Annotated in this window: 26 protein-coding genes and 1 pseudogene; 11 read left to right on the top strand and 16 right to left on the bottom strand. The window is 59.8% G+C overall.

The genetic code is table 11. The annotated features are described in order from the left end of the window. Positions 1 to 272: 272 nt before the first annotated feature. The 4 genes from KX729_RS16170 (at position 273) to KX729_RS16155 (ending at position 2747) form a co-directional block, all read left to right on the top strand. Positions 273 to 527 (top strand): accessory factor UbiK family protein, encoded by a 255-nt coding sequence (locus KX729_RS16170; protein WP_219743496.1) that lies wholly within the window; start codon positions 273 to 275, stop codon positions 525 to 527. Positions 528 to 1056: 529 nt separating this feature from the next. Next, on the top strand, positions 1057 to 1557 hold the full coding sequence (locus tag KX729_RS16165; protein ID WP_219743495.1) for a type III secretion system chaperone family protein: 501 nt from the start codon (positions 1057 to 1059) through the stop codon (positions 1555 to 1557). After that, positions 1557 to 2375 (top strand): pyrroline-5-carboxylate reductase, encoded by an 819-nt coding sequence (gene proC / locus KX729_RS16160; RefSeq protein ID WP_219743494.1) that lies wholly within the window; start codon positions 1557 to 1559, stop codon positions 2373 to 2375. Before KX729_RS16165 ends, proC begins: the two co-directional genes overlap by 1 nt. Positions 2376 to 2396: 21 nt before the next feature. After that, positions 2397 to 2747, top strand: coding sequence for a tRNA-binding protein (locus KX729_RS16155; protein WP_219743737.1), 351 nt, complete (start codon positions 2397 to 2399; stop codon positions 2745 to 2747). A gap of 1 nt (position 2748) precedes the next feature. On the opposite strand, the gene KX729_RS16150 is transcribed toward KX729_RS16155, so the two are convergent. The 6 genes from KX729_RS16150 to KX729_RS16125 form a co-directional block, all read right to left on the bottom strand. Next, positions 2749 to 3960, bottom strand: coding sequence for a multidrug effflux MFS transporter (locus KX729_RS16150; protein WP_246617628.1), 1212 nt, complete (start codon positions 3958 to 3960; stop codon positions 2749 to 2751). A 1-nt stretch (position 3961) separates the two neighbouring features. Further along, positions 3962 to 4426 (bottom strand): MarR family winged helix-turn-helix transcriptional regulator, encoded by a 465-nt coding sequence (locus KX729_RS16145; RefSeq protein ID WP_219743492.1) that lies wholly within the window; start codon positions 4424 to 4426, stop codon positions 3962 to 3964. A 72-nt stretch (positions 4427 to 4498) separates the two neighbouring features. Then, positions 4499 to 5080: a DUF1349 domain-containing protein gene (locus KX729_RS16140; protein WP_219743491.1), complete on the bottom strand. Its 582-nt coding sequence runs from the start codon at positions 5078 to 5080 to the stop codon at positions 4499 to 4501. Positions 5081 to 5098: 18 nt separating this feature from the next. Beyond that, complete coding sequence (locus KX729_RS16135) at positions 5099 to 6490, bottom strand: ATP-binding protein (protein ID WP_219743490.1); 1392 nt, start codon at positions 6488 to 6490, stop codon at positions 5099 to 5101. 26 nt (positions 6491 to 6516) lie between these two features. Further along, on the bottom strand, positions 6517 to 7218 hold the full coding sequence (locus KX729_RS16130) for a response regulator (protein WP_219743489.1): 702 nt from the start codon (positions 7216 to 7218) through the stop codon (positions 6517 to 6519). 55 nt (positions 7219 to 7273) lie between these two features. After that, positions 7274 to 7804, bottom strand: coding sequence for a MarR family winged helix-turn-helix transcriptional regulator (locus tag KX729_RS16125; protein ID WP_219743488.1), 531 nt, complete (start codon positions 7802 to 7804; stop codon positions 7274 to 7276). A gap of 353 nt (positions 7805 to 8157) precedes the next feature. Here KX729_RS16125 and KX729_RS16120 point away from each other — a divergent pair, with 353 nt between their 5' ends. Continuing rightward, on the top strand, positions 8158 to 8352 hold the full coding sequence (locus tag KX729_RS16120; protein ID WP_219743487.1) for a hypothetical protein: 195 nt from the start codon (positions 8158 to 8160) through the stop codon (positions 8350 to 8352). A gap of 81 nt (positions 8353 to 8433) precedes the next feature. Further along, positions 8434 to 9081, top strand: coding sequence for an MBL fold metallo-hydrolase (locus tag KX729_RS16115; protein WP_219743486.1), 648 nt, complete (start codon positions 8434 to 8436; stop codon positions 9079 to 9081). Between the two features lie 93 nt (positions 9082 to 9174). On the opposite strand, the gene KX729_RS16110 is transcribed toward KX729_RS16115, so the two are convergent. Beyond that, complete coding sequence (locus KX729_RS16110; RefSeq protein ID WP_003494703.1) at positions 9175 to 9390, bottom strand: cold-shock protein; 216 nt, start codon at positions 9388 to 9390, stop codon at positions 9175 to 9177. A 485-nt stretch (positions 9391 to 9875) separates the two neighbouring features. Continuing rightward, positions 9876 to 10802: an EAL domain-containing protein gene (locus tag KX729_RS16105; protein ID WP_219743485.1), complete on the bottom strand. Its 927-nt coding sequence runs from the start codon at positions 10800 to 10802 to the stop codon at positions 9876 to 9878. 220 nt (positions 10803 to 11022) lie between these two features. Between KX729_RS16105 and KX729_RS16100 the strand changes: the two genes are divergently transcribed. The 3 genes and pseudogenes from KX729_RS16100 to KX729_RS33515 form a co-directional block, all read left to right on the top strand. Then, positions 11023 to 12225 carry a pyridoxal phosphate-dependent aminotransferase gene (locus tag KX729_RS16100; RefSeq protein WP_219743484.1) on the top strand — a complete coding sequence of 401 codons (1203 nt, stop codon included), beginning with the start codon at positions 11023 to 11025 and terminating at the stop codon, positions 12223 to 12225. Between the two features lie 102 nt (positions 12226 to 12327). Continuing rightward, entirely contained in the window at positions 12328 to 12585 is a 258-nt protein-coding gene (locus tag KX729_RS16095) for a type II toxin-antitoxin system Phd/YefM family antitoxin (protein WP_219743483.1), read from the top strand. Then, a pseudogene (locus KX729_RS33515) lies at positions 12584 to 12709 on the top strand (PIN domain nuclease); the annotation flags it as partial. The gene KX729_RS16095 and the pseudogene KX729_RS33515, both read left to right, overlap by 2 nt. Before the next feature lie 3 nt (positions 12710 to 12712). On the opposite strand, the gene KX729_RS16090 reads toward KX729_RS33515, so the two are convergent. From KX729_RS16090 to KX729_RS16075, 4 genes are all read right to left on the bottom strand, one after another. Continuing rightward, entirely contained in the window at positions 12713 to 13939 is a 1227-nt protein-coding gene (locus KX729_RS16090; RefSeq protein ID WP_219743482.1) for a PQQ-dependent sugar dehydrogenase, read from the bottom strand. A gap of 198 nt (positions 13940 to 14137) precedes the next feature. Continuing rightward, positions 14138 to 14566, bottom strand: a complete 429-nt coding sequence (locus KX729_RS16085; protein WP_219743481.1) for a DUF3597 domain-containing protein — start codon at positions 14564 to 14566, stop codon at positions 14138 to 14140. A 107-nt stretch (positions 14567 to 14673) separates the two neighbouring features. Further along, positions 14674 to 15792, bottom strand: a complete 1119-nt coding sequence (locus tag KX729_RS16080; protein WP_219743480.1) for a 5-methyltetrahydropteroyltriglutamate--homocysteine S-methyltransferase — start codon at positions 15790 to 15792, stop codon at positions 14674 to 14676. A gap of 157 nt (positions 15793 to 15949) precedes the next feature. Then, on the bottom strand, positions 15950 to 17056 hold the full coding sequence (locus KX729_RS16075) for a calcium:cation antiporter (protein WP_219743479.1): 1107 nt from the start codon (positions 17054 to 17056) through the stop codon (positions 15950 to 15952). 247 nt (positions 17057 to 17303) lie between these two features. Between KX729_RS16075 and KX729_RS16070 the strand changes: the two genes are divergently transcribed. Further along, on the top strand, positions 17304 to 17567 hold the full coding sequence (locus tag KX729_RS16070; RefSeq protein ID WP_219743478.1) for a DUF2188 domain-containing protein: 264 nt from the start codon (positions 17304 to 17306) through the stop codon (positions 17565 to 17567). 33 nt (positions 17568 to 17600) lie between these two features. Here KX729_RS16070 and KX729_RS16065 read toward each other — a convergent pair whose 3' ends face one another. Continuing rightward, positions 17601 to 18518 carry a LysR family transcriptional regulator gene (locus tag KX729_RS16065; RefSeq protein ID WP_219743477.1) on the bottom strand — a complete coding sequence of 306 codons (918 nt, stop codon included), beginning with the start codon at positions 18516 to 18518 and terminating at the stop codon, positions 17601 to 17603. Positions 18519 to 18619: 101 nt separating this feature from the next. Between KX729_RS16065 and KX729_RS16060 the strand changes: the two genes are divergently transcribed. Beyond that, the gene (locus KX729_RS16060; RefSeq protein ID WP_219743476.1) at positions 18620 to 19630 is read left to right on the top strand and encodes an NAD-dependent epimerase/dehydratase family protein; all 1011 of its coding nucleotides are present in this window, start codon (positions 18620 to 18622) and stop codon (positions 19628 to 19630) included. Positions 19631 to 19780: 150 nt separating this feature from the next. Here KX729_RS16060 and KX729_RS16055 read toward each other — a convergent pair whose 3' ends face one another. From KX729_RS16055 to KX729_RS16045, 3 genes are all read right to left on the bottom strand, one after another. Continuing rightward, positions 19781 to 20905 carry an alkene reductase gene (locus KX729_RS16055; protein WP_219743475.1) on the bottom strand — a complete coding sequence of 375 codons (1125 nt, stop codon included), beginning with the start codon at positions 20903 to 20905 and terminating at the stop codon, positions 19781 to 19783. A gap of 48 nt (positions 20906 to 20953) precedes the next feature. Further along, positions 20954 to 21250: an ArsR/SmtB family transcription factor gene (locus KX729_RS16050; RefSeq protein ID WP_219743474.1), complete on the bottom strand. Its 297-nt coding sequence runs from the start codon at positions 21248 to 21250 to the stop codon at positions 20954 to 20956. 639 nt (positions 21251 to 21889) lie between these two features. Then, positions 21890 to 22792 carry a LysR family transcriptional regulator VtlR gene (locus KX729_RS16045; protein ID WP_219743473.1) on the bottom strand — a complete coding sequence of 301 codons (903 nt, stop codon included), beginning with the start codon at positions 22790 to 22792 and terminating at the stop codon, positions 21890 to 21892. Positions 22793 to 22798: the final 6 nt, after the last annotated feature.

Here is a 22798-nt window from a genome sequence, read left to right as displayed (position 1 = left end):
TGTATCGTCGCGGAACATGGCGTTGAGCACTTCGCCGGTCAAGGCGAATCTAGTGGTTGATCACATTAATCCAGGGTAGTCTTAACGCATGCTCATACTCAAAAATCCTGCCAGATCTGCACGCACCAGGCGAGCCGGTGCAGGTGATGCGCCATCTTGCGGCAATGCGGGCGGTGGTTGGTGCTTGCAACAGGGCCGGTGAGGCCCTACTTCAAATTCACAGACATTCGCCGGCCACGATGCCGGTCAACAGCAATCGGGAGTTCAAGACAATGTCGACCGGAACGAGCCGCATCCTCGACGATTTTGCACGGCTGATGACGGATGCCGCAGGCGCCGCGCAGGGTGTGCGCAAGGAAGTGGAGACTGCCTTTCATGCTCAGGCAGAGCGTTTCCTGAACGGCATGGATATCGTCAAGCGCGAGGAATTCGAGGCCGTGCGCGAAATGGCAGCGCGTGCCCGCGATGAGAACGAGGCCTTGAAGGCACGCATCGAAGCGCTCGAGGCGAAGCTCGCAGCGAAATAGACGCCAAATTCCGATCCGATTTTTAACGGGCCGCCTGCCGAACCGCAGGCGGCCCGTTCTCGTTTCGGCCTGCGCAAGTGCCGCCGGAAATGAACCGCTGATGCCGCGGAGATTCGCAGCCGAAAATGCGATTCCCGGCCGATTCCGGCCTGTTCAAGCCCAAAAATACAGTTTTCCCGTCCGGTTTTCCGAGGCCTTTTTGAGGGCTTTCTTAAAAAAATCCATCCCTGTGGACACTGCCAAAAAAGCCAGCAACCAGAGTCGCTTATGACTCCGTTCTGATCTCCCTTAGGAAGAAGTTTGAGCTTAACAAACGGTAAAAACGAGCGGCGGGGGCTGGCAGCCGGACTCCGTCTAGCTACACTGATTTTAAAGGATGATTCGAAACGCCTTGGTAAGCTCCGGACAGGTTCACTGCGTTATTCTGGAAGCGTCGGGCGATCATTCTAAATGTTGTTCCCGGTCATTGTTCGCGTGTTTTGGCGTTAGTCGCAGGAATCCGCTTTCATTCCGGTCAAGAAGGTGCCGCATGAGCCTTATGGAAATGGAAATCGAGCGTCAGTCGAACCCGGTCGATATGATCGAGTTCGTCGCAGCCTCGAACGACTGGACGTTCGAACGGTCCGGCGAGGACGAAATCGCCATGACCGTGGAAGGCCGCTGGGCGGACTACCATGTTTCCTTCTCCTGGATGGAGGAGTTCGAGGCGCTGCATTTGGCCTGCGCGTTCGACATCAAGATTCCGGATATCCGGGTCAATGAGGTAATCCGCCTTCTGTCCTATGTGAACGGACAGGTGCTGATGGGGCATTTCGACCTGTGGCGTCAGGAAGACGTGGTGATCTTCCGTCAGTCGCTGCTGCTTGCCGGCGGTGCCGAGCCGACCAACCAGCAGGTCGAAGTGCTGCTTTCCAGCGCGCTCGAAGCCTGCGAATCCTATTATCAGGCATTCCAGTTCGTCGTCTGGTCGGGCATGGAAGCCAAAGCCGCCATGGATGCCGTGCTGTTCGAAACCGTGGGCGAATGCTGATGGCTCTGGCGCAGTTGGGTTCGATCGTGCTGATCGGCGCCGGAAATATGGGCGGCGCCATGCTTTCCGGCTGGCTGAAGAAGGGCGTGCCCGGCGCATCCGTAACGGTCATCGATCCGTCGCCCTCGGCTGTGATGCAGAAGATGATTGCCGATGCGGGTGCCAAGCATTTCGTCGAGCGGCCCGAAGGGCTCAAGGCCGACATTCTGTTCCTCGCCGTCAAGCCGCAATATATGGATACCGTCCTGCCGCCGCTGAAGTCGGTCGTTGGACCGGAGACCGTTGTCGTTTCGGTTGCTGCCGGCAAGACGCTTGCCTATCTCCAGAGCCAACTCGGTGACGGCGCGATGGTGCGCGCCATGCCGAATACGCCGGCGATGATCGGCCGCGGCGTCACCGGCGCCTATGCCAATCCGAAGGTGACCGAAGCGCAGCGCGAAGCCGTAGAGTCGCTGCTGAAGGTCAGCGGACCGGTTGAATGGGTCGAGGGCGAGGCGGATATCGATGCCGTGACCGCCGTTTCCGGCAGCGGTCCGGCCTATGTGTTTTATCTCGTCGAATGCATGGCGGAATCAGGCCGCAAGGCCGGCCTGCCGGCCGATCTTGCCATGCGGCTTGCCCGCGAGACCGTTTCCGGTGCCGGCGAACTGCTGCACCAATCTTCCGATGAAGCAGCGAAGCTTCGCCAGAACGTTACCTCGCCGAACGGCACCACGGCCGCGGCACTCTCGGTGCTGATGGCGGATGACGGCATGCAGCCGCTGTTCGACAAGGCGATTGCTGCTGCACGCAAGCGTGCCGAAGAGCTCGGTAGCTGACCTGTCATGGCTGATGACAAGATGAGCGGCTCTTCCCAGCAGATCACTTATGGCGATTTCGAAAAGGTCGATATCCGAGTCGGTACCATTGTCGAGGCCGAGCCTTTTCCGGAAGCGCGCAAGCCGGCCTTCAAGCTGAAGATCGATTTCGGGCCGGAGATCGGCATCAAGAAATCCTCTGCGCAGATCACCGTGCATTATACGCCGGAAACGTTGCTCGGACGCCAGGTTATGGCCGTCGTCAACTTTCCGCCGCGGCAGATTGGTCCGGTCCGCTCGGAAGTGCTGACGCTCGGTTTCGAGGACGCCAATGGCGCCATCGTGCTGGCAGCCGTCGAGCAGCCGGTGCCGAACGGCAAGAAGCTGATGTAATTCAGGCTGCCAGTTTCGCTGCGCGATTGGCAATGAAGAAGCAGAGCTGGCTCAAGACACAAGCCAGCATGATCACGGTAGCGGAAACCAGCGCATGGTCGCTGCCGAAGCCGGCAAGCGCGGTGCAGACCGCGCCGATCGCCATCTGTACGAAACCGTAAAGCCCTGAAGCCGAGCCGACGATGAGCGGGTTGACGCTGATCGCTTCCGCCAGTGCCGCGGGCGAGGCGACGCCTGCGCCGGTGGTGAACACAAACATCACGACGATGATCAGCGCGATGCTGAGATTGCCGGTGACGGCAGCCGTAAAAAGCACGATCGCAGCAAGCAGGCTGACGATATTGGCGCGCACCAGAAGCCTGCGGACAGGAATACGCCCGGCCAGCCGGCTGGTGATCAGGCTTCCCACCCAGAAACCCATTACGATGATGCCGAGATAGAGACCGATCTCTTCGGTCGGGCGATGCAGCTGGATGGTGAAGATGAAGGGGGCCGCCCCGACAAAGGCGTAGAACGAGGTGGTGGCGCAGCCGCCGCCGATCGCAAAGCCGAGGAAGGCCGGCATGCGCAGGAGCTTGCCGTAGTTTTTGAGTATGAGCGCTGCACTCTGGTCGCCAGATTTCCGTGCGGTTTCCGGCAACAGGCGCCAGGTGAAAAGCGTGTTGCAGACGCCGAGCAGGCAAAGAAGCACGAAGATCGACCGCCAGCCGGCGAACTCGCCAAGCGCGCTGCCGGCGATCGGGGCGAGGCCGGGGCCGACGACGACCATCAGGTTCATCATCGCAAGCCTTCTAGTCGCTTCGGTGGTGGCTGACGTGTCGCGCACCACGGCGCGGCCGATGACGAGGCCGGCGCAGCCACCCAGTGCCTGGAAAAGGCGGGCGCCGATCAGAATGTCGGCCGTCGGAGAGAGCAGGGCGGCAAGGCTTGCGATCGTATAGACGGCAAGCCCGATCATCAGGATCGGGCGGCGGCCGTAGCGATCCGAGAGGGGACCATAGAAGAGCTGCCCGATCGCCAGGCCGAAAATGTAGAAGCTGATCGTCAGCTGCATTTCGCCAGGCGTTGCGCCAAGCGACGTTGCCGCGAGCGGCAAAACCGGCACGAAGATATGCATGGCGAGGGTACCGCTGAAGGTGATCAGCGCCAGCAGCCAGAGCGGCGGCGACGCCGGCCGGGCACTGGCTTCATCGATACGAGGCGGTGTGCTCATCTCACTCATCGCCGTCGGTTCCTGTTGCGGCGAGAACGTCGCAGACCTGCTTCAGCACATGGGAGGCAGTTTCGAGATCGCTGTCGGATATACCGGCCAGCGTCTCGCTCCGCACCGCCAGCGAAACCGCTTCAACCTGATCGAGGACCGAGCGGGCGGCCGGCGTCAGATGGATCGTCTTGACACGGCGGTCGGACGGCTCCTCGCGGCGTTCGATAAAACCTGCCGCCTGCAGCGCATCGAGCAGGCGCACCACGGAGGAATTGTCGAGCGAAAGCAGGGCGGCTAGATCCTTCTGGCGCATAGGCTTTTCAGCGCGCGAGACATGGACGAGAGGAAGCCAGGTCGCCTCGGTCAGTCCGAAGGGGCGCAGACGGATATCCACGGCACGGCGCCATTGGCGGGCAGCATGGGCGACGAGGCGGCCAAAATTGGCGCGAGGGTCCGGATCGGCAGGAGATGGCAATTCGATGATATCTCAATAGATGACAATACATCTATTGCGCCGCGACTGCGGTTTGTAAAGCAGCTCTGTCAATCAGTGGATGTCGCGGTTCGTGACGTCGCCGACATGGAAGGAGCGGAATTCGACTTCAAAACCTTCCCGTTGCGGCGAGCAGAAGGTCATGCCGACGGAAAGCTCAACGAGGTCTGGCGGGAAATAGGCAAGGCGGGCCATACGCCAGTCAGGTTGGGTGTCGGTGCGGTACTGGATGAACAGCGCATCGCCCATACGGGTGACGCGGACGAACATCTCCTCGAAGTCGTCGGCGAGGCGGAAGGCCGACCAGTCGGAGTTGCCATTGGTCACCACCACGCTGAAATGACGGGCGTCGTCGGTAAATTCGATGCCGCATTTCATCCAGTGCTTATCGTCATGGCGGATCATCAGGCCGGCCTGATCGTAAAGCGCTTCGTAGCAGCCGACAAAAGAGGCCTCCATGGTGAAATCGCCTTGCCGCTGCTGGTGGAGAAAATGGCCGCTGTCGCGATGGAAGCCGTAATAAGTACCCTGCCAGAAGTCCGTCTCTCTGCCCGAACGCGCGATGAGGCGACCGCCTTCCTCGCGCAGATCAAGGGGTGGATTGAGCCAGGTCATGCGGGAGATATCGATCGACATGCGGGTTTCCGGTTCGGATCAGGCGGGAATGCGGATGATGGCGCGCAGGCCGCCTTTCGGGCTTTCGCCGAGGGTAACGTTGCCGCCATGGCCGCGGGCGATATCGCGGGCAATAGCGAGGCCGAGGCCGGTGCCGGAGGCATTCAGGTTGCGCGCTTCATCCAGCCGGAAAAACGGCTTGAAGACGTCCTCGCGGGCTTCCGGTGGAATGCCGGGACCGTCGTCGTCGAGCGTCAGCGTCAGCCATCTGGCGCTGTGGCGGGCATCGACATGCAGGGTCTTGGCGTAGCGCTCGGCATTGGCGACGAGATTGGCGACCAGACGCGTGAAGGCATTCGGCCGCACTGCGATCTCGTCCTCGCCGTCGATCGTATAGGTCATCTCCTTACCGTGGACGGCGAAGCCCGACTGGAGTTTCGGCAAAAGCTCGCTGAGGTGAAGGGTGCCGAGATCCTCTTCGGCGTCACCCTTGGCGAAGGCGAGGTAGCCTTCCAGCATGGACTGCATGTCGTCCACATCCTGGCCCATGCCATGCAGTTCGGGCTTGTCACCGGCGAGCGCCAGCTGCAGCTTGAAGCGGGTCAGGATGGTGCGCAGGTCGTGACTGACGCCGGCGAGCATGGCGGTGCGCTGTTCGAGCTGCCGTTCGATGCGTTCGCGCATCAGGATGAAGGCGAGGCCGGCCCTGCGGATCTCGTCGGCGCCACGTGGTGAAAAACCTTCCAGGCGCTGCCCCTTGCCGAAGCTTTCCGCCGCATCGGCAAGCGTCAGGATCGGGCGTATCTGACCGCGCAGGAAAAGTACGGATATCAGCACCAGAACAAGCGCGGTGCCCACCATCCAGATCAGGAAGATATGGGTGTTGGACGCATAGGTGGAGCCACGGCGCACGAAAACGGTGAGCACGCGCGTATCGAACTTGATGCGGATTTCCACCAGCCGGCTATTGCCGACCGTGTCGATCCAGAAGGGCATCTGGATCTGTTGAGTGATCTGATCGGCCAGGATGCCGTCAAGAATGGAGAAGAACGGCCGTGGGCGCGGAGGTGGCAGCTGCGCATTCTCTTCCACCGCAATCGTCAGATTGAGAGCGTCGTCGGCGATCCTGGTGATCTTTTCGTAGTTGGCGTCTTGCGGATAGGCCTGGATCGTCTGGATGATGCCGGCAATATCCTTGACGGTCGCCTCCGACAGTCGTTCCGTCACCATGCGCCAGTGCCGTTCCATGAAGAGGCCGGCAACGACGGTCTGCAAAAGCAGCATCGGCACGATGACGATCAGCAGCGAGCGCGTGTAAAGCCCGGTCGGCAGGCGGCGGCGCAGCCAGCGGGTGAACGGCCGCCATCCCGGCAGGGTCAGCCGGTCCATGTCACGTTTGATGTCGCGTTTGAAGCCGTCGAACAGTGCCATGCTGCCTTCCCGTGCGCCCGGCCGCGCTAGTCGATACTAAGCCGGTAACCAATGCCGCGCACCGTCTGCAGATAGACGGGGTTGGCTGGGTCTTCCTCGATCTTACGCCGCAAACGGTTGATCTGCACGTCGATCGTACGTTCGCCGACTTCCGCATCGTCGCCGATCAGTTCGTGGCGGGGGATGGTGTCGCCGGCGCGCAACGCGAAAAGCAGCATGATTTCCTGCTCGCGGTCTGTCAGGCGGATCGTCTCGGCCGCCTTGCGCAACTCCTTGCGGGGGATCGAGAAGGTGAAGGGACCGAACATGATCTGCTCGATCTTCGGCGTATCCGGCGACGAGTTGCGGCGCAGGATGTTGTTGATGCGCAGCACCAGTTCGCGCGGATCGAATGGTTTGGAAAGATAGTCGTCGGCGCCTGCTTCCAGCCCGGCAATCCGCGAATCCGCCTCGGCGCGGGCGGTCAGCAGAATGATTGGCACCGTCTTCTTCTGATAGAGAGACTGGGTGAGCGACAGGCCGGATTCGCCCGGCATCATCACGTCGAGAATGAGAAGGTCGAAATGCAGGCCTTCGAGCTTGCGGCGTGCTTCTGCCGCATCGCCGGCCACTGTGACGCGAAACCCCTGTTCCATCAGGAAGCGGTTCAGAAGGTCGCGAATGCGGGTATCGTCATCGACCACGAGGAGATGCGGCGCATCGTCGGACGGGGGCGTCTTCGTCATCATTCCACTCCAAACCGGTTCGGGGCCGAACCTTGATCAGTCCAGGTCGATATCGATTTCAGTCGAGATCAACCGGCTCGAGATTTTCGTCGCGGCCACGCATGCGGCGCAGGAAATCCTTTACCGCGGCACTTGTCTCCGGCGTCATGCCCTCCATCGCCTGAGCGATACGGCGCGATTGCGGCTCCGAAAGGGCAAGCGCCAGTTCGCGGCCGGCAAGCGTTGGATAGAGACGGCGCTCGCGGCGATCCTTGGCACCGGCCATCTGGCGGATATAACCGGATTCGATCAGTTGCTTGAGAACCCGCGCCAGGCTCTGCTTGGTGATCTGCAGCGTATCGAGCAGATCGGCAACCATCATGCCCGGCTGGCGGCTGACAAAATAGACGACGCGGTGGTGGGCGCGGCCCATGCCGATCTTGGCAAGGATCGCATCCGGGTCCGATATGAAATCGCGATAGGCGAAGAAGAAGAGTTCGATGGTCTCGAAATCGATCCGGGCTTCATCGACCGCCGGCATCGGCGGCAGGGTCTTCTTGACGGCTTTCTCCGTCGATGCACGCGCCACTCGCGTTTCCTTTCCCGTCATGGCTCCTGGCCGGTGACGGGCGGAGCTCTTTTCGCTGATCTGTGAAGTCTAAACTACCGCCCGCCATAAAGCGCGAAAGGATCGGACAATCAACAGCATTTCTTCGCCGCTGTTATCCTGCGGAAAAACACGCAGGTGAAACCCAAGGTTCTGCTGGCGTCCTTCGTCAAACATGCAGTCGTCGCCATGTCGGAAGCGCTAAGGAACCAGGAAGATTGCTTGAGATGCACGCTTTGGTGGTGCCAGATGAAGGTATGGATTCTCCAGGCTGCCGAAAGCGACGATTGCTTGATTACAGCGGAACTTTTGCCGTCCGCGGCCATTGTTGAGACCAAACAGACCGGAGAAATCCAATGACTGCCCAGACCTTTGATGCCATCCCGCCGATCACCTTGGAAGCCGCGCAACCGGCCAATCCGTTGAAGGGCGTACTGCTCACCGTCTTCACGCTGAAGATCGTCGTTGCCGCTTTCCTGATTGCAACCGTTTCGCTCGCTCCGCCGGTTTCCGCAGAAGCAAGTTACATGACCGTCGCTGCGGCAAACTGAATTTACAGGCTGAAATACCCTTCGTTTCTCGTTATACCCGGCTTGTCTTTTTAATGCGTCCACCGTCCAAGCCGAGGCATCATGGGTAAGTTACAGGCCGGAATCATCCCGGTCACGCCATTCCAGCAAAACTGCACGATCCTGTTCGACGATGAGACCAAGACCGGTATCGTCATCGATCCCGGTGGCGATGTGCCGGCGATCCTGGATGTCATCCGGGAAAACGGCATCACGCTCACGGAGATATGGCTGACGCACGGCCATATCGATCATGCCGGGGGCGCAGACGAGTTACGCGAGGCGCTCGGCATCAAGGTCATCGGCCCGCATGAGGCAGACCTGCTACTCCTTGAGCAGCTGGAAACTCAAGCTGAAAAGTTCGGTGTGACGATGGCGGTGCGCAACGTCGTGCCGGATCGCTGGCTGAACGAAGGCGACACGGTTTCGTTCGGCGACCATGTCTTCGAAATCTTCCATTGCCCTGGCCATGCGCCGGGCCACGTCATCTACTATAATCGCGCCCAGAACTTCGCCCATCTCGGCGACGTGTTGTTCAACGGCTCGATCGGCCGTACCGATCTGCCTGGCGGCGATCACGAAACCCTGCTGGCATCGATCCGCGACAAGGTCCTGCCGCTCGGCGACGAAGTGGGTTTCATCTGCGGCCATGGGCCGGGTAGCCGCATCGGCGACGAGCGCCGCAGCAATCCGTATCTTCTCGGGCTTTGAAGGTTTTTCGCCCGCGTTTGCCGGCCGAAATTACGCGCAAAAAAAACCCGGCATGTCTGCCGGGCCTCAACTCGATGGAAAGCCTTTTACGGCTTAACCGGCGATCTGCAGATTAACGGCCTTGGGGCCCTTGCCGCGACGATCCGGCTCCGTGTCGAAGCTTACCTTCTGATTTTCTGAAAGTCCGGACAGGCCAGAAGCCTGAACGGCAGAGATATGAACAAAGATATCGGCGCCACCATTATCAGGCTTGATAAAGCCGAAGCCTTTGTCGGTATTGAAGAATTTTACAGTGCCAGTCTCGGCCATGCAGCAGGTCCTTTTCTCTCTGTCCGTGTTCAGCGGCGGACAGCATCATAGTATAGCCCCGAAGGGCGGCGGCAGGCATCTTTAAGAAAGGGTCCCTGTCTTTACCGCGATAACTGGAAGGAATAGCTTTGAAATCTCCGCCCCCAACCTATCGCCCGAAGTGTTAGCGCCTTCGGAGCGCATCATTATAGGTCTTCCCGTGCTCGTAAATTGCCCGAACTTGCACAGAGTGCTGTGTTTATCGGAAATTGGCAAGAAAAAGTTTTTTGAATCCGGCCGGTTCCCGCATATGGCGAGTGGCTAAAATGCCTGAAAATGCAGGCTTTGTGGGCGGTTAGATATCGCCAAGATGCAGATTTTCGATGCCGCTAATGCTTTTTTAGGGTTTTTCTGTGCCGTTTTGATGCAGGCGACGATTAAATAAATTATTTACCTTGTATACGGGCTTAAGCTTCAACGACCTATTCTGTCGCTGAAGCCTGTCGTCAGGCTTGCCGGCGACCAAAGGTGCGGGTCGCTTTGCCGAAGTTCGATTTAACGGGTGCGGCAGCGCTGGCCCGGCTTGTATCGGTGGTGAAATTGGCAGCGAACTGATGGGCGCGAGCAGTCGAGAAGCTTTCCGGGAAAACCTCGTTGAAGGTGGTGGGTGCAAGCTCGGGGTGGGCGAGGGCATAACCCTGCATCAGGGGAACGCCGACTTCCTCGCACAGGTCCAGCTGCCAGACTTCTTCAAGGCCCTCGAAGATCGGCTCGATACCGTCATCCACCATCTGTCCGATGAGCACCCGCAACAGGGCGTGGCCGGCGGAATTATCGAGGAAGTCGCGGATCCAGGAGGCGTCGAATTTCACATAATCCGGCTTGATACGCTTCAGGCGCGCAAGATCTGCGTCGCCTGCGCCGTAATCGTCGATAGCAATGCGGAAACCGATTGCCCGCATATGTTCGGTGAAGGCCACGACGATATCGTCCGAAGCGCCGGATTTTTCGGAGATTTCGCAAACGATCCGGTCCGGACCCATGCCCGCTTCATGGCCGGTCAGCTTGATGCGCTCGACTTCCTGGCGCATTTCCTGCGGCGTGCGGAATAGGCCGGGATGGAACTTGACGAAGATGCGGGCATGCGTGCGGTTGAGCCTGCCGGTGTTCAGGATATGCAGCGTGCGCAGCAGGCTATCGATGTCTGCGATATCGGCCGGTGCCACCAGGCGGAAGAAATCGCCGGGCGCAATGGCCTCTCCGTCGCGCGAAACGCGCACAAGGCCCTCGAGCGCTTCGATCTGCAATCCGGTTTCGAGCTTGTTTCGAAAGATCGGCTGCAGGGCCGATTGCAGGGAAAACGGACCGTAAACCGCGGAGAAGGCCCCGTTGTCGTTGCGAACCAGATTGGCGAAGATGCTTCTCGGCGTCATGCCCGTGCTCGTCCGTTGTTAGTTTCCTCATGGTTGTAGCAGGCAAGGGTTACGCTGCTGTAAAGAAGCTTTCGAAGCTTTTAATCAGTGTCATTGATGGCTCATATTCAAGCTTTGCGCTTGAAACGTTGTCATTGTTTCGACATAGAGCTACGGGCGGTTTGTCTGCGTACGCCGCCTTCGCATTCCGCTTGTTCAACAGCCCTTCAGGACGAAGATTATGGCCTTTCTTGCCGACGCTCTTTCCCGCGTAAAGCCCTCCGCCACCATCGCCGTTTCCCAGAAAGCCCGCGAGCTCAAAGCAAAGGGCCGTGACGTGATCGGTCTCGGCGCAGGCGAGCCGGATTTCGACACGCCGGACAACATCAAGAAAGCCGCCATCGACGCAATCAATCGCGGCGAAACGAAGTATCCGCCGGTTTCGGGCATTCCGCAGCTGCGCGAAGCGATCGTCAAGAAGTTCAAGCGCGAGAACAATCTCGAATATACGGCTGCCCAGACGATCGTCGGCACCGGCGGCAAGCAGATCCTGTTCAACGCCTTCATGGCGACCTTGAACCCGGGCGATGAAGTCATCATCACTGCGCCTTACTGGGTTTCCTACCCGGAAATGGTGTCGATCTGCAGCGGTACCCCGGTCTTCATCGAAGCCAAGCAGGCGAATAACTTCAAGGTCACTGCCGCCGATCTCGAAGCGGCGATCACGCCGAAGACCAAGTGGTTCCTGTTCAACTCGCCGTCCAACCCGACGGGCGCTGCCTATACCCATGAAGAACTGAAGGCGCTCACCGATGTGCTCCTGAAGCACGAACATGTCTGGGTGCTGACCGACGACATGTACGAGCACCTGACCTATGGCGACTTCAAGTTCGTCTCGCCGGCGGAGATCGAGCCGAAGCTCTATAACCGCACGTTGACGATGAACGGCGTTTCCAAGGCCTATGCGATGACCGGCTGGCGTATCGGTTATGCTGCCGGCCCGGTCGAGCTGATCAAGGCGATGGACATGATCCAGGGCCAGCAGACTTCGGGCGCCTGCACGGTTGCCCAGTGGGCCGCCGTCGAGGCGCTGAACGGCCCGCAGGACTTCATCCCGGCCAACAAGAAGATCTTCGAAGGTCGCCGCGACCTCGTAGTGTCGATGCTGAACCAGGCGAAGGGCATCGTTTGCCCGTCCCCGGAAGGCGCCTTCTACGTCTACCCGTCCTGCGCCGGCCTGATCGGCAAGACCGCGCCGTCGGGCAAGGTCATCGAGACAGACGAGGATTTCGTTACCGAGCTTCTGGAAACGGAAGGCGTGGCCGTCGTCCACGGCTCCGCCTTCGGCCTCGGCCCGAACTTCCGCATTTCCTATGCCGCTTCGGAAGAGCAGCTTGAAGAAGCCTGCAAGCGCATCCAGCGCTTCTGCAACGCTTTCAAGTAAGCTTGCGGCTTTGTGATTTCGGAAAAGCCCGCCGGTGACGGCGGGCTTTTTCGTTTTGGGCCGCGCGTTGACGAATAACAGCCGTGTAGCTACATTTTCTGCATGAAGACCGTATCCATCCGCGAAGTTCAGGACCGTTTCGATGAGCTTGCCCATGACGTGGAGCAGGGGGAGACGGTTGTCGTGACGCGGGATGGCAAGCCGGTGTTCAATCTGGTGCCGCACAAGAAGGGCGGTGTCGATTGGGAAGCTGGGGAAGCTTATCTTCGCTCCAAGGGGATCGTGCGCACGAAAGGCTTTATCGCCGACGATTTCGATGATCCGTTGCCGGAAGATTTTTTGCTCCGGCCGCTTCCCTGACCCACAGCCAAAAACGCACGATCCCTTCGACCGGCTGCTGCTGGCGCAATGCCAAGTCGAAGGGTTGCAACTGGTGACGATTGACCGCGCTTTGATCAATCATCCGCTCGCGTTCAGGCTATAGCCCTCAGCTCTTCGTCAGCCGCACGATCGTCGAGTCCCCGCCGCCGCGCTGTTCCGTTACTGCATAGACCGCGCCGTCCGGGCCGACCTTCACATCGCGGATACGTTCATCGAGATCGACGCGTTCCTCATGGCGCACCTCGTCGCCATCCATGTGGACCACCACGATGCCCTGGCTGACCAAGCCGCCGATCAGGAAAGCGCCCTTCCATTCCGGAATGGCGTCGTGGTCGTAATAGGCCATGCCGGAGGGCGCGATGACCGGGTCCCAATAATAGACGGGCTGTTCGGTTTCGGCCCGCTGGGTAATGCCCTGGCCCACCTTCGCGCCGCTATATTCGATACCGTAGGTGACTTCCGGCCAGCCATAATTCTTGCCGGCCTGTGGGCGGTTTAGCTCGTCGCCGCCGCGCGGGCCGTGTTCGACGGTCCAGAGGCGACCCTGTCCGTCCAGTGTGGCGGACTGGAGATTGCGGTGACCGAGCGACCAGATTTCCGGTCTTGCATCCTGGCGATTGACGAATGGATTGTCGGGAAGCGCCTTGCCGTTCATGTCTATGCGGAAGACCTTGCCGAGGCCGCTATTCAGATCCTGTGCCTGGACCCGCGGTTCAGCATCGGAGCGTTCGCCGACGGTCACGTAGAGTTCCTTGTTCGGCCCGAAGACAAGGCGGGAGCCGAAATGCTTGTTGCCGTCATAGCTCGGCATCTGCTGGAAAATGACCTTGACGTTTTCCAGCTTGCCGCCGCCCTGCTGATCGGGAACGAGCTTTGCCAAAGCGACCGACGTGCCGTTGCCACCCTCACGCTCTTCGGAGAATGAGAAGAAGATCAGGCCCGATGTGGCGAAATCCGGTGCCAGCGCTACGTCCAGCAGGCCGCCCTGGCCGCTGGCCAGCACTTTCGGCACGCCTTCGATCCTAGGCCCCGCTTCGCCTTCCTTGGAAACGATATGCATGGCGCCTTGCTTTGCGGTTACAAGCATGCGGCCGTCGGGCAGGAATTCCATGGCCCAGAGATGCGGCAGGTCGTCGGCGACCACTTCCGTCTTGATATCCACCAGTTCGGCGGGCTGAGGCGCCCTTGTCTGGCCAGTGAATGCCGGTTTCTGGGTGGGGGCGTTGGCGCGCTTGGTTTCCGCTGGTTTGCCGGCGGTCTGAGCATAGGCCGGTAACGCGATCAACATAGCGGCGATGACCGAGCCGGTCTGGAGGAGGGTGAGGTGTTTCATCGTGAACTCCCTTCGATAAGGCTTGAGCCTGGCGCGACTGTCCTGCTGCACGCGGCGAACGGGCGTCGGCGGATGAAGTTCATCTAGGGCGTTCATCGGCTATTGCCGAACACGCGGTCTTCAATATTATTTTATTGGCAAATGCTCATGAAAAAGCCCGCCGGTCAGGCGGGCTTCCAATATCAAGAATGGAAAGGCTCAATCGAGAAGATCGGCCGGCACCTTGCCGCCGTTTTCGGAAAGTTTTTTCATCAGAGCCTTATGGAGCCAGACGTTCATCGTGGCGGAATCGTTGGTGTCACCGGTATAGTTGAGTTCCGAGGCCAGTTCCTTGCGGGCTGCAAGGCTGGAATCCAGGCCGAGAGCCTTCATCAAATCGACGATCGATTTACGCCAATCGAGTTTCTCTCCGCTTTTCTTCACTGCAGCGTCGAGGATTGGCGCAACGTCCACCGAGCTCGCGGCCGGTGCCGCAGCGGGTGTTGATGAAGCTGTCGAACTGGGTGCAGGGCTTGCAGCTGCCGGCGCAGATGCCGTTGGAGCAGGGGATGCTGCGGGCTGTGCGGCCGGTTCGGCGGCTTTCGCCTCGCCCCAAATCGCGTGCTTGATCTTGTCGAAAATACCCATCTTGCGGTCTCCCTTGAGTTTATCTCTCAGGACAACGTCGGGCACATTAGTAAAAACTCAAGAGGTCGGCCGCAGGTAAAATCAATTGCCTGCGGCCGAATGATCAATCAGGCCGTGCCCCAGATGGCTTCGGCGGTCTTGACGACGAGTTCGAGCTTGCGCTTCTGGTCGTCCTCGGTGATCGAGTTGCCTTCTTCGGTCGAGGCGAAACCGCATTGCGGCGCAATGCCGAGCTGGTCGATATCGACGAACTTCGAGGCTTCGTCGAAATGACGGCGCAGGTCGTCGAGGCTTTCCAATTCACCGGTCTTGGTGGTGATGAAGCCCGGATAGACGCGCTGCTTGGAGCCCTTCTGGAGCAGTGAGAGCGGCTGCAGGCCACCCGAACGCTCGGTGTCGTATTCCATGAAGAACATGTCGACGCCGGTCTTGTTGAAGATCGCGTCGGCCGCAGCGTCATAGCCGCCTTCGGCGGCCCAGGTGGAGCGGAAATTGCCGCGGCACATATGCATGCCGATCAGCATGTCCTTCGGACGATCCTTGATCGCCTCATGCATGGTCTCGGCATACTTGTTGATCAGCCAGTCCGGATCGTAGCCTTCTTCGCGCTTCATGGCGCGCTGCTTCTCGTCGCCGAGATAGGCGAAATAGATGTCGTCCATCTGCAGGTAGCGGCAGCCGGCTTCGTAGAATTTCTGGACAGCCTTGGCATAGGTGCGGGCCAGCGCTGCGAACAGCGCTTCCGGGTCCTGGTATTCCGGATAGGTCACGTCGGCGCGGGCCGTGCGATAATGCGCGACGCTCGGGCCGGGGATCGAGATCTTCGGGGTGACCTTGGTGTTGGCGGCGAGGAACTTGAAGTGTTCCAGATGCGGGTGATCATCCGGGAAATCGAGCTTGCCGTTAATGGTCGGGAAGGTCGGCGGCAGCTTGACACCATGGAAGGTGACACCCTTGTGGGCTTCGCGGGTGACGAATTCCAGGCCGTCGAGCATGCCCATGAAATCGTAGTGCCAGAAGTGGCGGCGCGCTTCGCCGTCGGTGACGACCTTCAGGCCGACGCTTTCCTGCAGCTTGACGAGCTCGCGAATGCCCTCGTCTTCGACGGCCTTCAGCTCTTCGGCGGAGATGGTCTTGTCATCGTAGAACTTCTTGCGGGCGTCCTTGACGGCCGCAGGACGCAGAAGCGAACCGACGTGGTCGGCTCTGTATGGGGGTGTGGACATAGAATTCCTCCGATTTTCAATGCGGCCGCTTGGGACTCGGCCATGTATACAGCAGGCGGTTTCGGTGGCCCAAAATGCACATTTCAGAAACTGATTCAATCGCCTTTCAATCCGATTCCGGATGTGGCCGCAAACTATTGAACTGAAATTGTTTTTCCTAAAGTCCAAGCAGCGTCAGCATAACGAAAGTGGCGAAAAGCACGAAATGGGTCATGCCTTCGATTGCATTCGTCTGGCCGTCATTGAGATTGATTGCGGCAACGATGAGCGTGATTGCGACCATCACCGTCTGCACCGGCGTCATGGCCATGACGAAGGGTTGGCCGGAGTAAAGCGCGATGGATTCCATCACCGGCACGGTCAGGATGACGGTCGAAAGTGATGCGCCCATGGCGATGTTGACGACCGACTGCATGCGGTTTTTAAGCGCTGCGCGAAGGGCCGTCAGGATTTCCGGTGCCGCCGAAATCGTCGCGACCACGACGGCCATCAGGGCAGGTGGGGCGCCAGCACCCTCAAGGCCGGTATCCATGAAGGCCGACATGAATTCGGCGAGGAAGCCGATGACCAGAACGCCGAACAGGATGACGCCGATCGAGATCGCTGCCGGCTCCTCTTCCGCCTCATCATGTGGAGCGGGAGTGCCGGTCGCCGGCCGGGCAACGCGCGGATAGCTGTAGCTGAAGAAATAGCTGTGCGGCCCGACCTGCATCTTCAGGAATACGGCATAAAGCGCGATCATCGCGCAGATCGTGAAGGCAGAATAATAGTGCCAGCGGTCCATGGGAATGAATTCCGGCACGATCATCGAAATGCCCATGGCGGTCAGGATCATCACGCTATAGGTGCGGCTGGAATCGTCGTTATACGGTTGCTCGCCATGGCGCAGGCCACCGAGCAGGGCGGCGAGACCCAGGATGCCGTTGATATCGAGCATGACGGCCGAATAGATCGTATCGCGCACCAAAGTCGGCGAATTGCTGTTGCTCATCATGATCGCCAGGATCAGCACCTCGACCGCAACGGCCGACAGCGTCAGGATCATCGTGCCATAGGGATCGCCGACCTTGTGGGCGAGCACTTCCGCATGGTGAGCGACGCGGGTGGAGGCGAGAATGATGACGCCGATCAGCACCGCTGCGGCGATGATCGAGGCGGTCTTGCCGGCGTGGAGTATCTCGTGTTCGGTACCATAGGCGACGAAGCAGCCGATGACGGCGACGATCAGAAATCGTTCCTGTTTCAGAAGGCGCAGCCAGCTCACATTCGTCCCCTTTGCCGCGCGCCTACGCACACTGATGCCCGGTGTCGTGACAATCTAACGCGGCCGTCGCCGGCATCAAGCCAATTGCCGTTTCCACTTCAATGATTTGCGACAACGAACCTTTGATGACATAATCCTTGAAGTGGCCTGGAACTTCGCGGCGCCCTTTTTGCTTTTCAACCCGATGCCGCGCGACGATGAGGATCCTGAAGGATCAAGGCGGCCATGAAACAGGCAAGGAGGGAGTATGACCAAGGTAGTGTACAAAGTCGTTCCGCACGATGGCGGCTGGGCCTATCGTCAGGGCGATGTGTATTCGGAAACCTTTCCGACCCATTCGGACGCGCTGCAGGCGGCACGCATCGTCGCGGCCGAGCAGCAGGTGGGCGGTGAACCCGAAGAGATCAGCTGGCAGGATGCCAAAGGCGTCTGGCACACCGAATACAGCGATGGCGGCGACCGGCCGGAGGCCGAAGTCGATGACGGCGCCCCAGGCGCAACGACCCACTAAAGGGTAAGACCGTTGCAATCTTACGCGGCACGCTCAGCGCCGCGCATCCCTAACATATTCCAGGAGGCCTTTGACAAGTGCGTCGAAGGTGACACGCCAGCGCGGTGAGGATTTGAGGTTCTCGTGCATGGCGACCCAGGTTTCGAGCTGCAGGTCGAGCACGTCGGGCAATATCCGGACGAGGTTCGGGTCTCGTCTGGCGATGCCGACCTGGCAGATGCCGATCCCCACACCGGCCCGGATCGCGGCAAGCTGGGCGATATTGCTGTCGGCACGATAGGCCCAGCGAATGTCTTCCAGGCGCGGAAACTGCGGGGCGACGGTGCGAAAACGTTCCACCATGATGCGGATATAGGCCGTGCGGCGATCGAAACCGATCAGCCGGTGGTGCAGCAGGTCGCCAGCTTCCGTTGGGTAGCCGTGTTTCTCCAGATAACGGCGATCAGCGAAGAGGCCGAGAGGGATTTCGCCGATATGGCGGGCGACCAGCGCCTCCTGGGCCGGGCTCATCATTCTGACGGCGATATCAACTTCGCGATTGAGAAGATCCTCCACCGTATCCGACAGCGACAGTTCGATTTCCAGCCCCGGATGTTCATCCTGTAGCGTAGCGAGGATGGCCGGCAGGACTTCGACGCCGACGACATCGCTGGCGCCGATCCGGACAGCCCCTTTGATACTGCCGAACTCTCCGGATGCCAGTCGCTGCATGGCGGCCGTCGTGGAAGACAGGTTTTCTGCGTAGGGCTGCAGGGCGGTCGCCTGTTCGGTCGGCAGCAATCCCTGCTGCGAGCGGGTGAAAAGCTGCTGGCCGACTGCCTGTTCCAGCGCATCGATATGCCGGCCGACCGTCGGCTGGGTCAAGCCGAGCTCGCGGGCGGCAGCAGAAAGCGAGCCGGTGCGCAACACCTCCAGAAAGGTCCGGTAGAAATCCCAGCTGATATCATTCATTTTTGTATGGATACTCAATAAAATCTTCGAATTCCGTATATCATCGGAAAGAGCGATATTCCAGCCGAAGAATTTGATGGCAGATCCAAAGGAGTATCTCCATGACCCATACGACAAATGCAAAACCGATCGCTCTCGTGCTTGGCGCCACAGGCGGCGTCGGTGGACATGTGGCCCGCGGTCTTCATGCCCGTGGCTGGACCGTTCGTGCGCTGAATCGCAAGGCGGACGAGGCAGCCAAACGCGAACCGCGCTTCCATTGGCTGCAGGGGGATGCGATGAATGCCGCCGATGTCCGTCGCGCCGCACAGGATGCGAAGCTGATCGACCATGCCGTCAACCCGCCGGGCTACAAAGATTGGGAAAAGCTGGTCCTGCCGATGCTCGGCAATACGATCGCCGCAGCCCGCGATGTCGGTGCCCGCATCCTTCTGCCGGGCACGGTCTATAATTACGGGCCGGACGTCCTGCCGGAGATTTCGGAGGACAGCCCGCAGAATCCAGTGACGCGCAAGGGCAAGATCCGTGTCGAGATGGAAAGCCGGCTCGAAAGAGCGGCGGGCGACGGCGTGCGGGTGCTGATCGTACGTGCCGGCGATTTCTTCGGTCCGGAGGCAGCCAATAGCTGGTTCAGTCAGGGCCTGATAAAGCCCCGCAGGCCGGTCGTGTCCGTCAGCCGTCCGAACGCGAAGGGCGTTGGCCATCAATGGGCCTATCTGCCGGATGTGGCGGAAACCATGCTGCGGCTGATCGACCGGGACAGCGACCTGCCGCTCTTCGCCCGCTTCCAGATGCGCGGTTTCTGGGATCAAGACGGCGCGCAAATGATCGCCGCGATCGGCCGGGTCGTCGGGCGCCAGCCGAAGGTGAAAGCGTTTCCGTGGTGGATGCTGAAGCTCGCCTCGCCCTTCGTGCCGATGTTCCGCGAAATAGCCGAGATGCGGTATCTCTGGAAGATGCCGGTGCAGATGGGCAATGACAGGTTAGTGGCGTTTCTCGGTGAGGAGCCTTCGACGCCGATCGATGAGGCGGTGCGGGCGACGCTTACAGATCTGGGCTGCCTTGAGGCGGATCGGGGGCGAATGGAGAAGCCGCGGGCGCTGCTGGCTTAAGCGGGCGGGAGCTCCAGACTTTCTCCCCCCTTGCGGGGGAGATGCCGGCAAGCAGAGGGTGGTGGTTCAACAGTCTCTTCGTTAGAGTTTGCGGAGCCACCCCCCCTCTGTCATCTCCCCGCAAGGGGGGAGATTGGAGTGTATCGCCAATCAGGCAACCGCTTCGAGCGCCGGATAGTCTGTGTAACCCTTGGCGCCGCCGCCATAGAGCGTGGCCTTGTCCAGATCGTTGAAGGTTGACACGCCATCCTTGAGGCGCTGCACGAGGTCCGGGTTGGCGATGAACAGCTTGCCGAAGGCGACTGCGTCCGCATAACCGCCTTCGACCGCCTGCTTGGCGCTGTCGCCGTCATAGCCGTTGTTGACCAGCCAGCCGCCGGTGCCGCCGGCCTTGCGGTAGATGGCCTTCAGCTCCTGGTAATCGAAGGGCTTGTCGCCCTGGTAGAAGTTGCGATCGCCGCCCGTGGCGCCTTCGATGACGTGGATGAAGGCGAGGCCTTTGGCGCCCAGCTTCTCGACGACGTAGTTGAAGACGGCCTGCGGATTGGTGTCGCTGATGCCGTTGCCGGGGGTGACCGGCGACAGGCGGATGCCGACGCGGCCGGCGCCGATTTCCCGGGTGACGGTATCGACGACTTCAAGCACGAAGCGGGCACGGTTTTCGATCGAGCCGCCATATTCGTCTGTGCGCTGGTTGGCGCCGTCCTTCATGAACTGGTCGATCAGGTAACCGTTGGCACCGTGAATTTCGACGCCGTCGAAACCGGCATCAATCGCAGCGCGGGCGCCCTTGGCGAAGTCGGCGACGATGCCCGGGATTTCGGAGAGTTCGAGAGCGCGCGGATCAGAGGTGTCGGCGAAGGCGCCGGAGCCGTCCGGATTGATGATGTAGGTCTTGCCGCCGGCATTGACGGCAGAGGGCGCAACCGGCGCACCGCCGTTCGGCTGCAGCGAGACATGCGAGACGCGGCCGACATGCCAGATCTGCGTGACGATCTTGCCGCCGCGGCGATGCACTGCTTCCGTCACCTTCTTCCAGCCGTCAACAGCAGCGTCCAGATAAAGGCCGGGCACATCAGCATAACCCTGGCCCTGCTGGGAGACCGGCGTGCCTTCGGTGATGATCAGGCCGGCGGTAGCGCGCTGTTCGTAATAGGTGGTGTTGAGGTCGTTCGGGATCGCCTTCGGCGAGCGGTTGCGGGTCAACGGCGCCATGGCGATGCGGTTTGCAAGTTCGATATCGCCAAACTTGATAGGGTCAAAAAGGCTGGTCATCGGAAGTCCTTTGTTGCAGCTTTTGGGAGGGGAGGAGGCGGGCCTGGATCAGAGCGTCGATCGGAGCTCGTTTAGGAAGGCCGCAATGGTCTGTTCATTGCGGTTGTAGAATGCCCATTGGCCGACACGGTCTATCCTGACCAATTCGGCTTTTTCGAGCGTCGAAAGATGCGCGGAGACCGTGGATTGAGAGAGGCCGCAGCGTTTTTCGAACTGGCTGGCGCAGACGCCCATCGAGAGCGGATGCGCCTGATCGGAGAAATGGCTTTCCGGCTCCTTCATCCATTCCAGGAATTCGACCCGGACGGGATGAGCCAGCGCCTTGAGGATTTCCGTCTTGTCCATCGTGAAGATCCAACATCGGAGTTTACCGATATATAGATCGTCCGGAGGCGATTTAAAGGATCGGCGTTCCAAAGTTTGGCGCGATCGCAAAAAAATGGGCCGCCGGATCGCTCCGGGGCCCGTCAGTTTGAAGGTCAAAACCTCCAGAGGGGAACAGCCGAGACGGACAACGGGGGGAAGGTTGTCTTGTGCCTCGACTACTCTGGATATGGGTAGCCGGCATTCGTTCGGCAAGGGGGTGGCTGGAATATTGAACGGGCTTTTTGACAGCGTTTATGACAAGCCGCGACAGGTCCTTGAACCGGCCGGAAGCTGGGGTAGGAGCTCGTCTGGCATATAGGCAAAAAAAGAGGGCCACCGGATCGCTCCAGGGCCCTATAAGTGTGAAGGTTAAAAAACCTCCAGAGGGGAACAGCTGCTGCGGCGGAACTGGGAGGAAAAGCCGCCATGTGCATCAGCTGAGTGCGATATGGTGGTTTTTTGTGCAGTGAACAATGGCTTTTTGTGCAGGCCAGCCATGCAATGTATGCAATGCTTTAGATTTTAAGGATGATTTATCGATAAAAAGTCATCGTTGCGATGGCGAAACCCTTTATATTCAAAGGGCTTACGCCAACGCACCACTGGCCATGATTGAGATCAGAAATTCCAGTTGCGCGCTTTGCCAACGATGAAATCACGAAAAACTTTCAGCTTGGCCGCGTTCTTCATTTCATCCGGGTAGCAGAAATAGGTGTCGAAGGACGGGATGTCGGCGTTGATCGCCAGCTGAATCAGTCCCGGGTCGCGACCGACGATATAATCCGGCAGGCAGGCGATGCCGATGCCGAGCAGGCAGGCGCGCTTGATCGACGTCTGGCTGTTGATCTGCAGGTGCGGCGTGCGGACATTGTCCGACGAGCGGCCGGCATATTCCAGCCAGTTGACGTCGAGCAGGTAATTCGGTGCAGGCTCGCCGAAGGAAATGATCCGGTGATTGTCGAGATCCTCGACCGACTGCGGCTCGCCATAGCGATTGATGTAGGAGGGCGCCGCATAGACGTGCATATGCACGGTGAAGAGCTTGCGCTGGATGAGGTCGGACTGCTGCGGCTGGCGCAGGCGGATGGCGCAGTCCGCATGGCGCATGTTGACGTCCACTTCCTCATTGTCGAGGATCAGCTGGATCGTCATTTCCGGATAGAGCTGCAGGAATTCCTGCACCTTGTCGGTCAGCCAGCCTTGGCCGAGGCCAACCGTGGTGGTGACGCGCAGCTTGCCGGACGGCTTTTCCGTCGTCTCGGTCAGCTGCATCTTCACGGTTTCGAGCTTCAGCAACACGTCATGGGCGGTGCGGTAAAGCAACTCGCCCTGTTCGGTGAGGATCAGGCCGCGCGCATGGCGATGGAAGAGTTTGACCCCGACATCCTGTTCCAGCGCGCTGACCTGGCGGCTGATCGCCGACTGGGACAGATGCAGCTTATCGGCCGCGTGGGTGAAGGAGCCAGCCTCCGCCGCAGCGTGAAAAATGCGCAGTTTGTCCCAGTCTAACGGTACACCCATCTTATC

It is taken from the genome of Neorhizobium populisoli (genome assembly GCF_019430945.1).
Taxonomy (GTDB): domain Bacteria; phylum Pseudomonadota; class Alphaproteobacteria; order Rhizobiales; family Rhizobiaceae; genus Neorhizobium; species Neorhizobium populisoli.
Note: the sequence above shows the minus strand (reverse complement) of the source record. Positions and strands in the feature narration are given on the sequence as shown.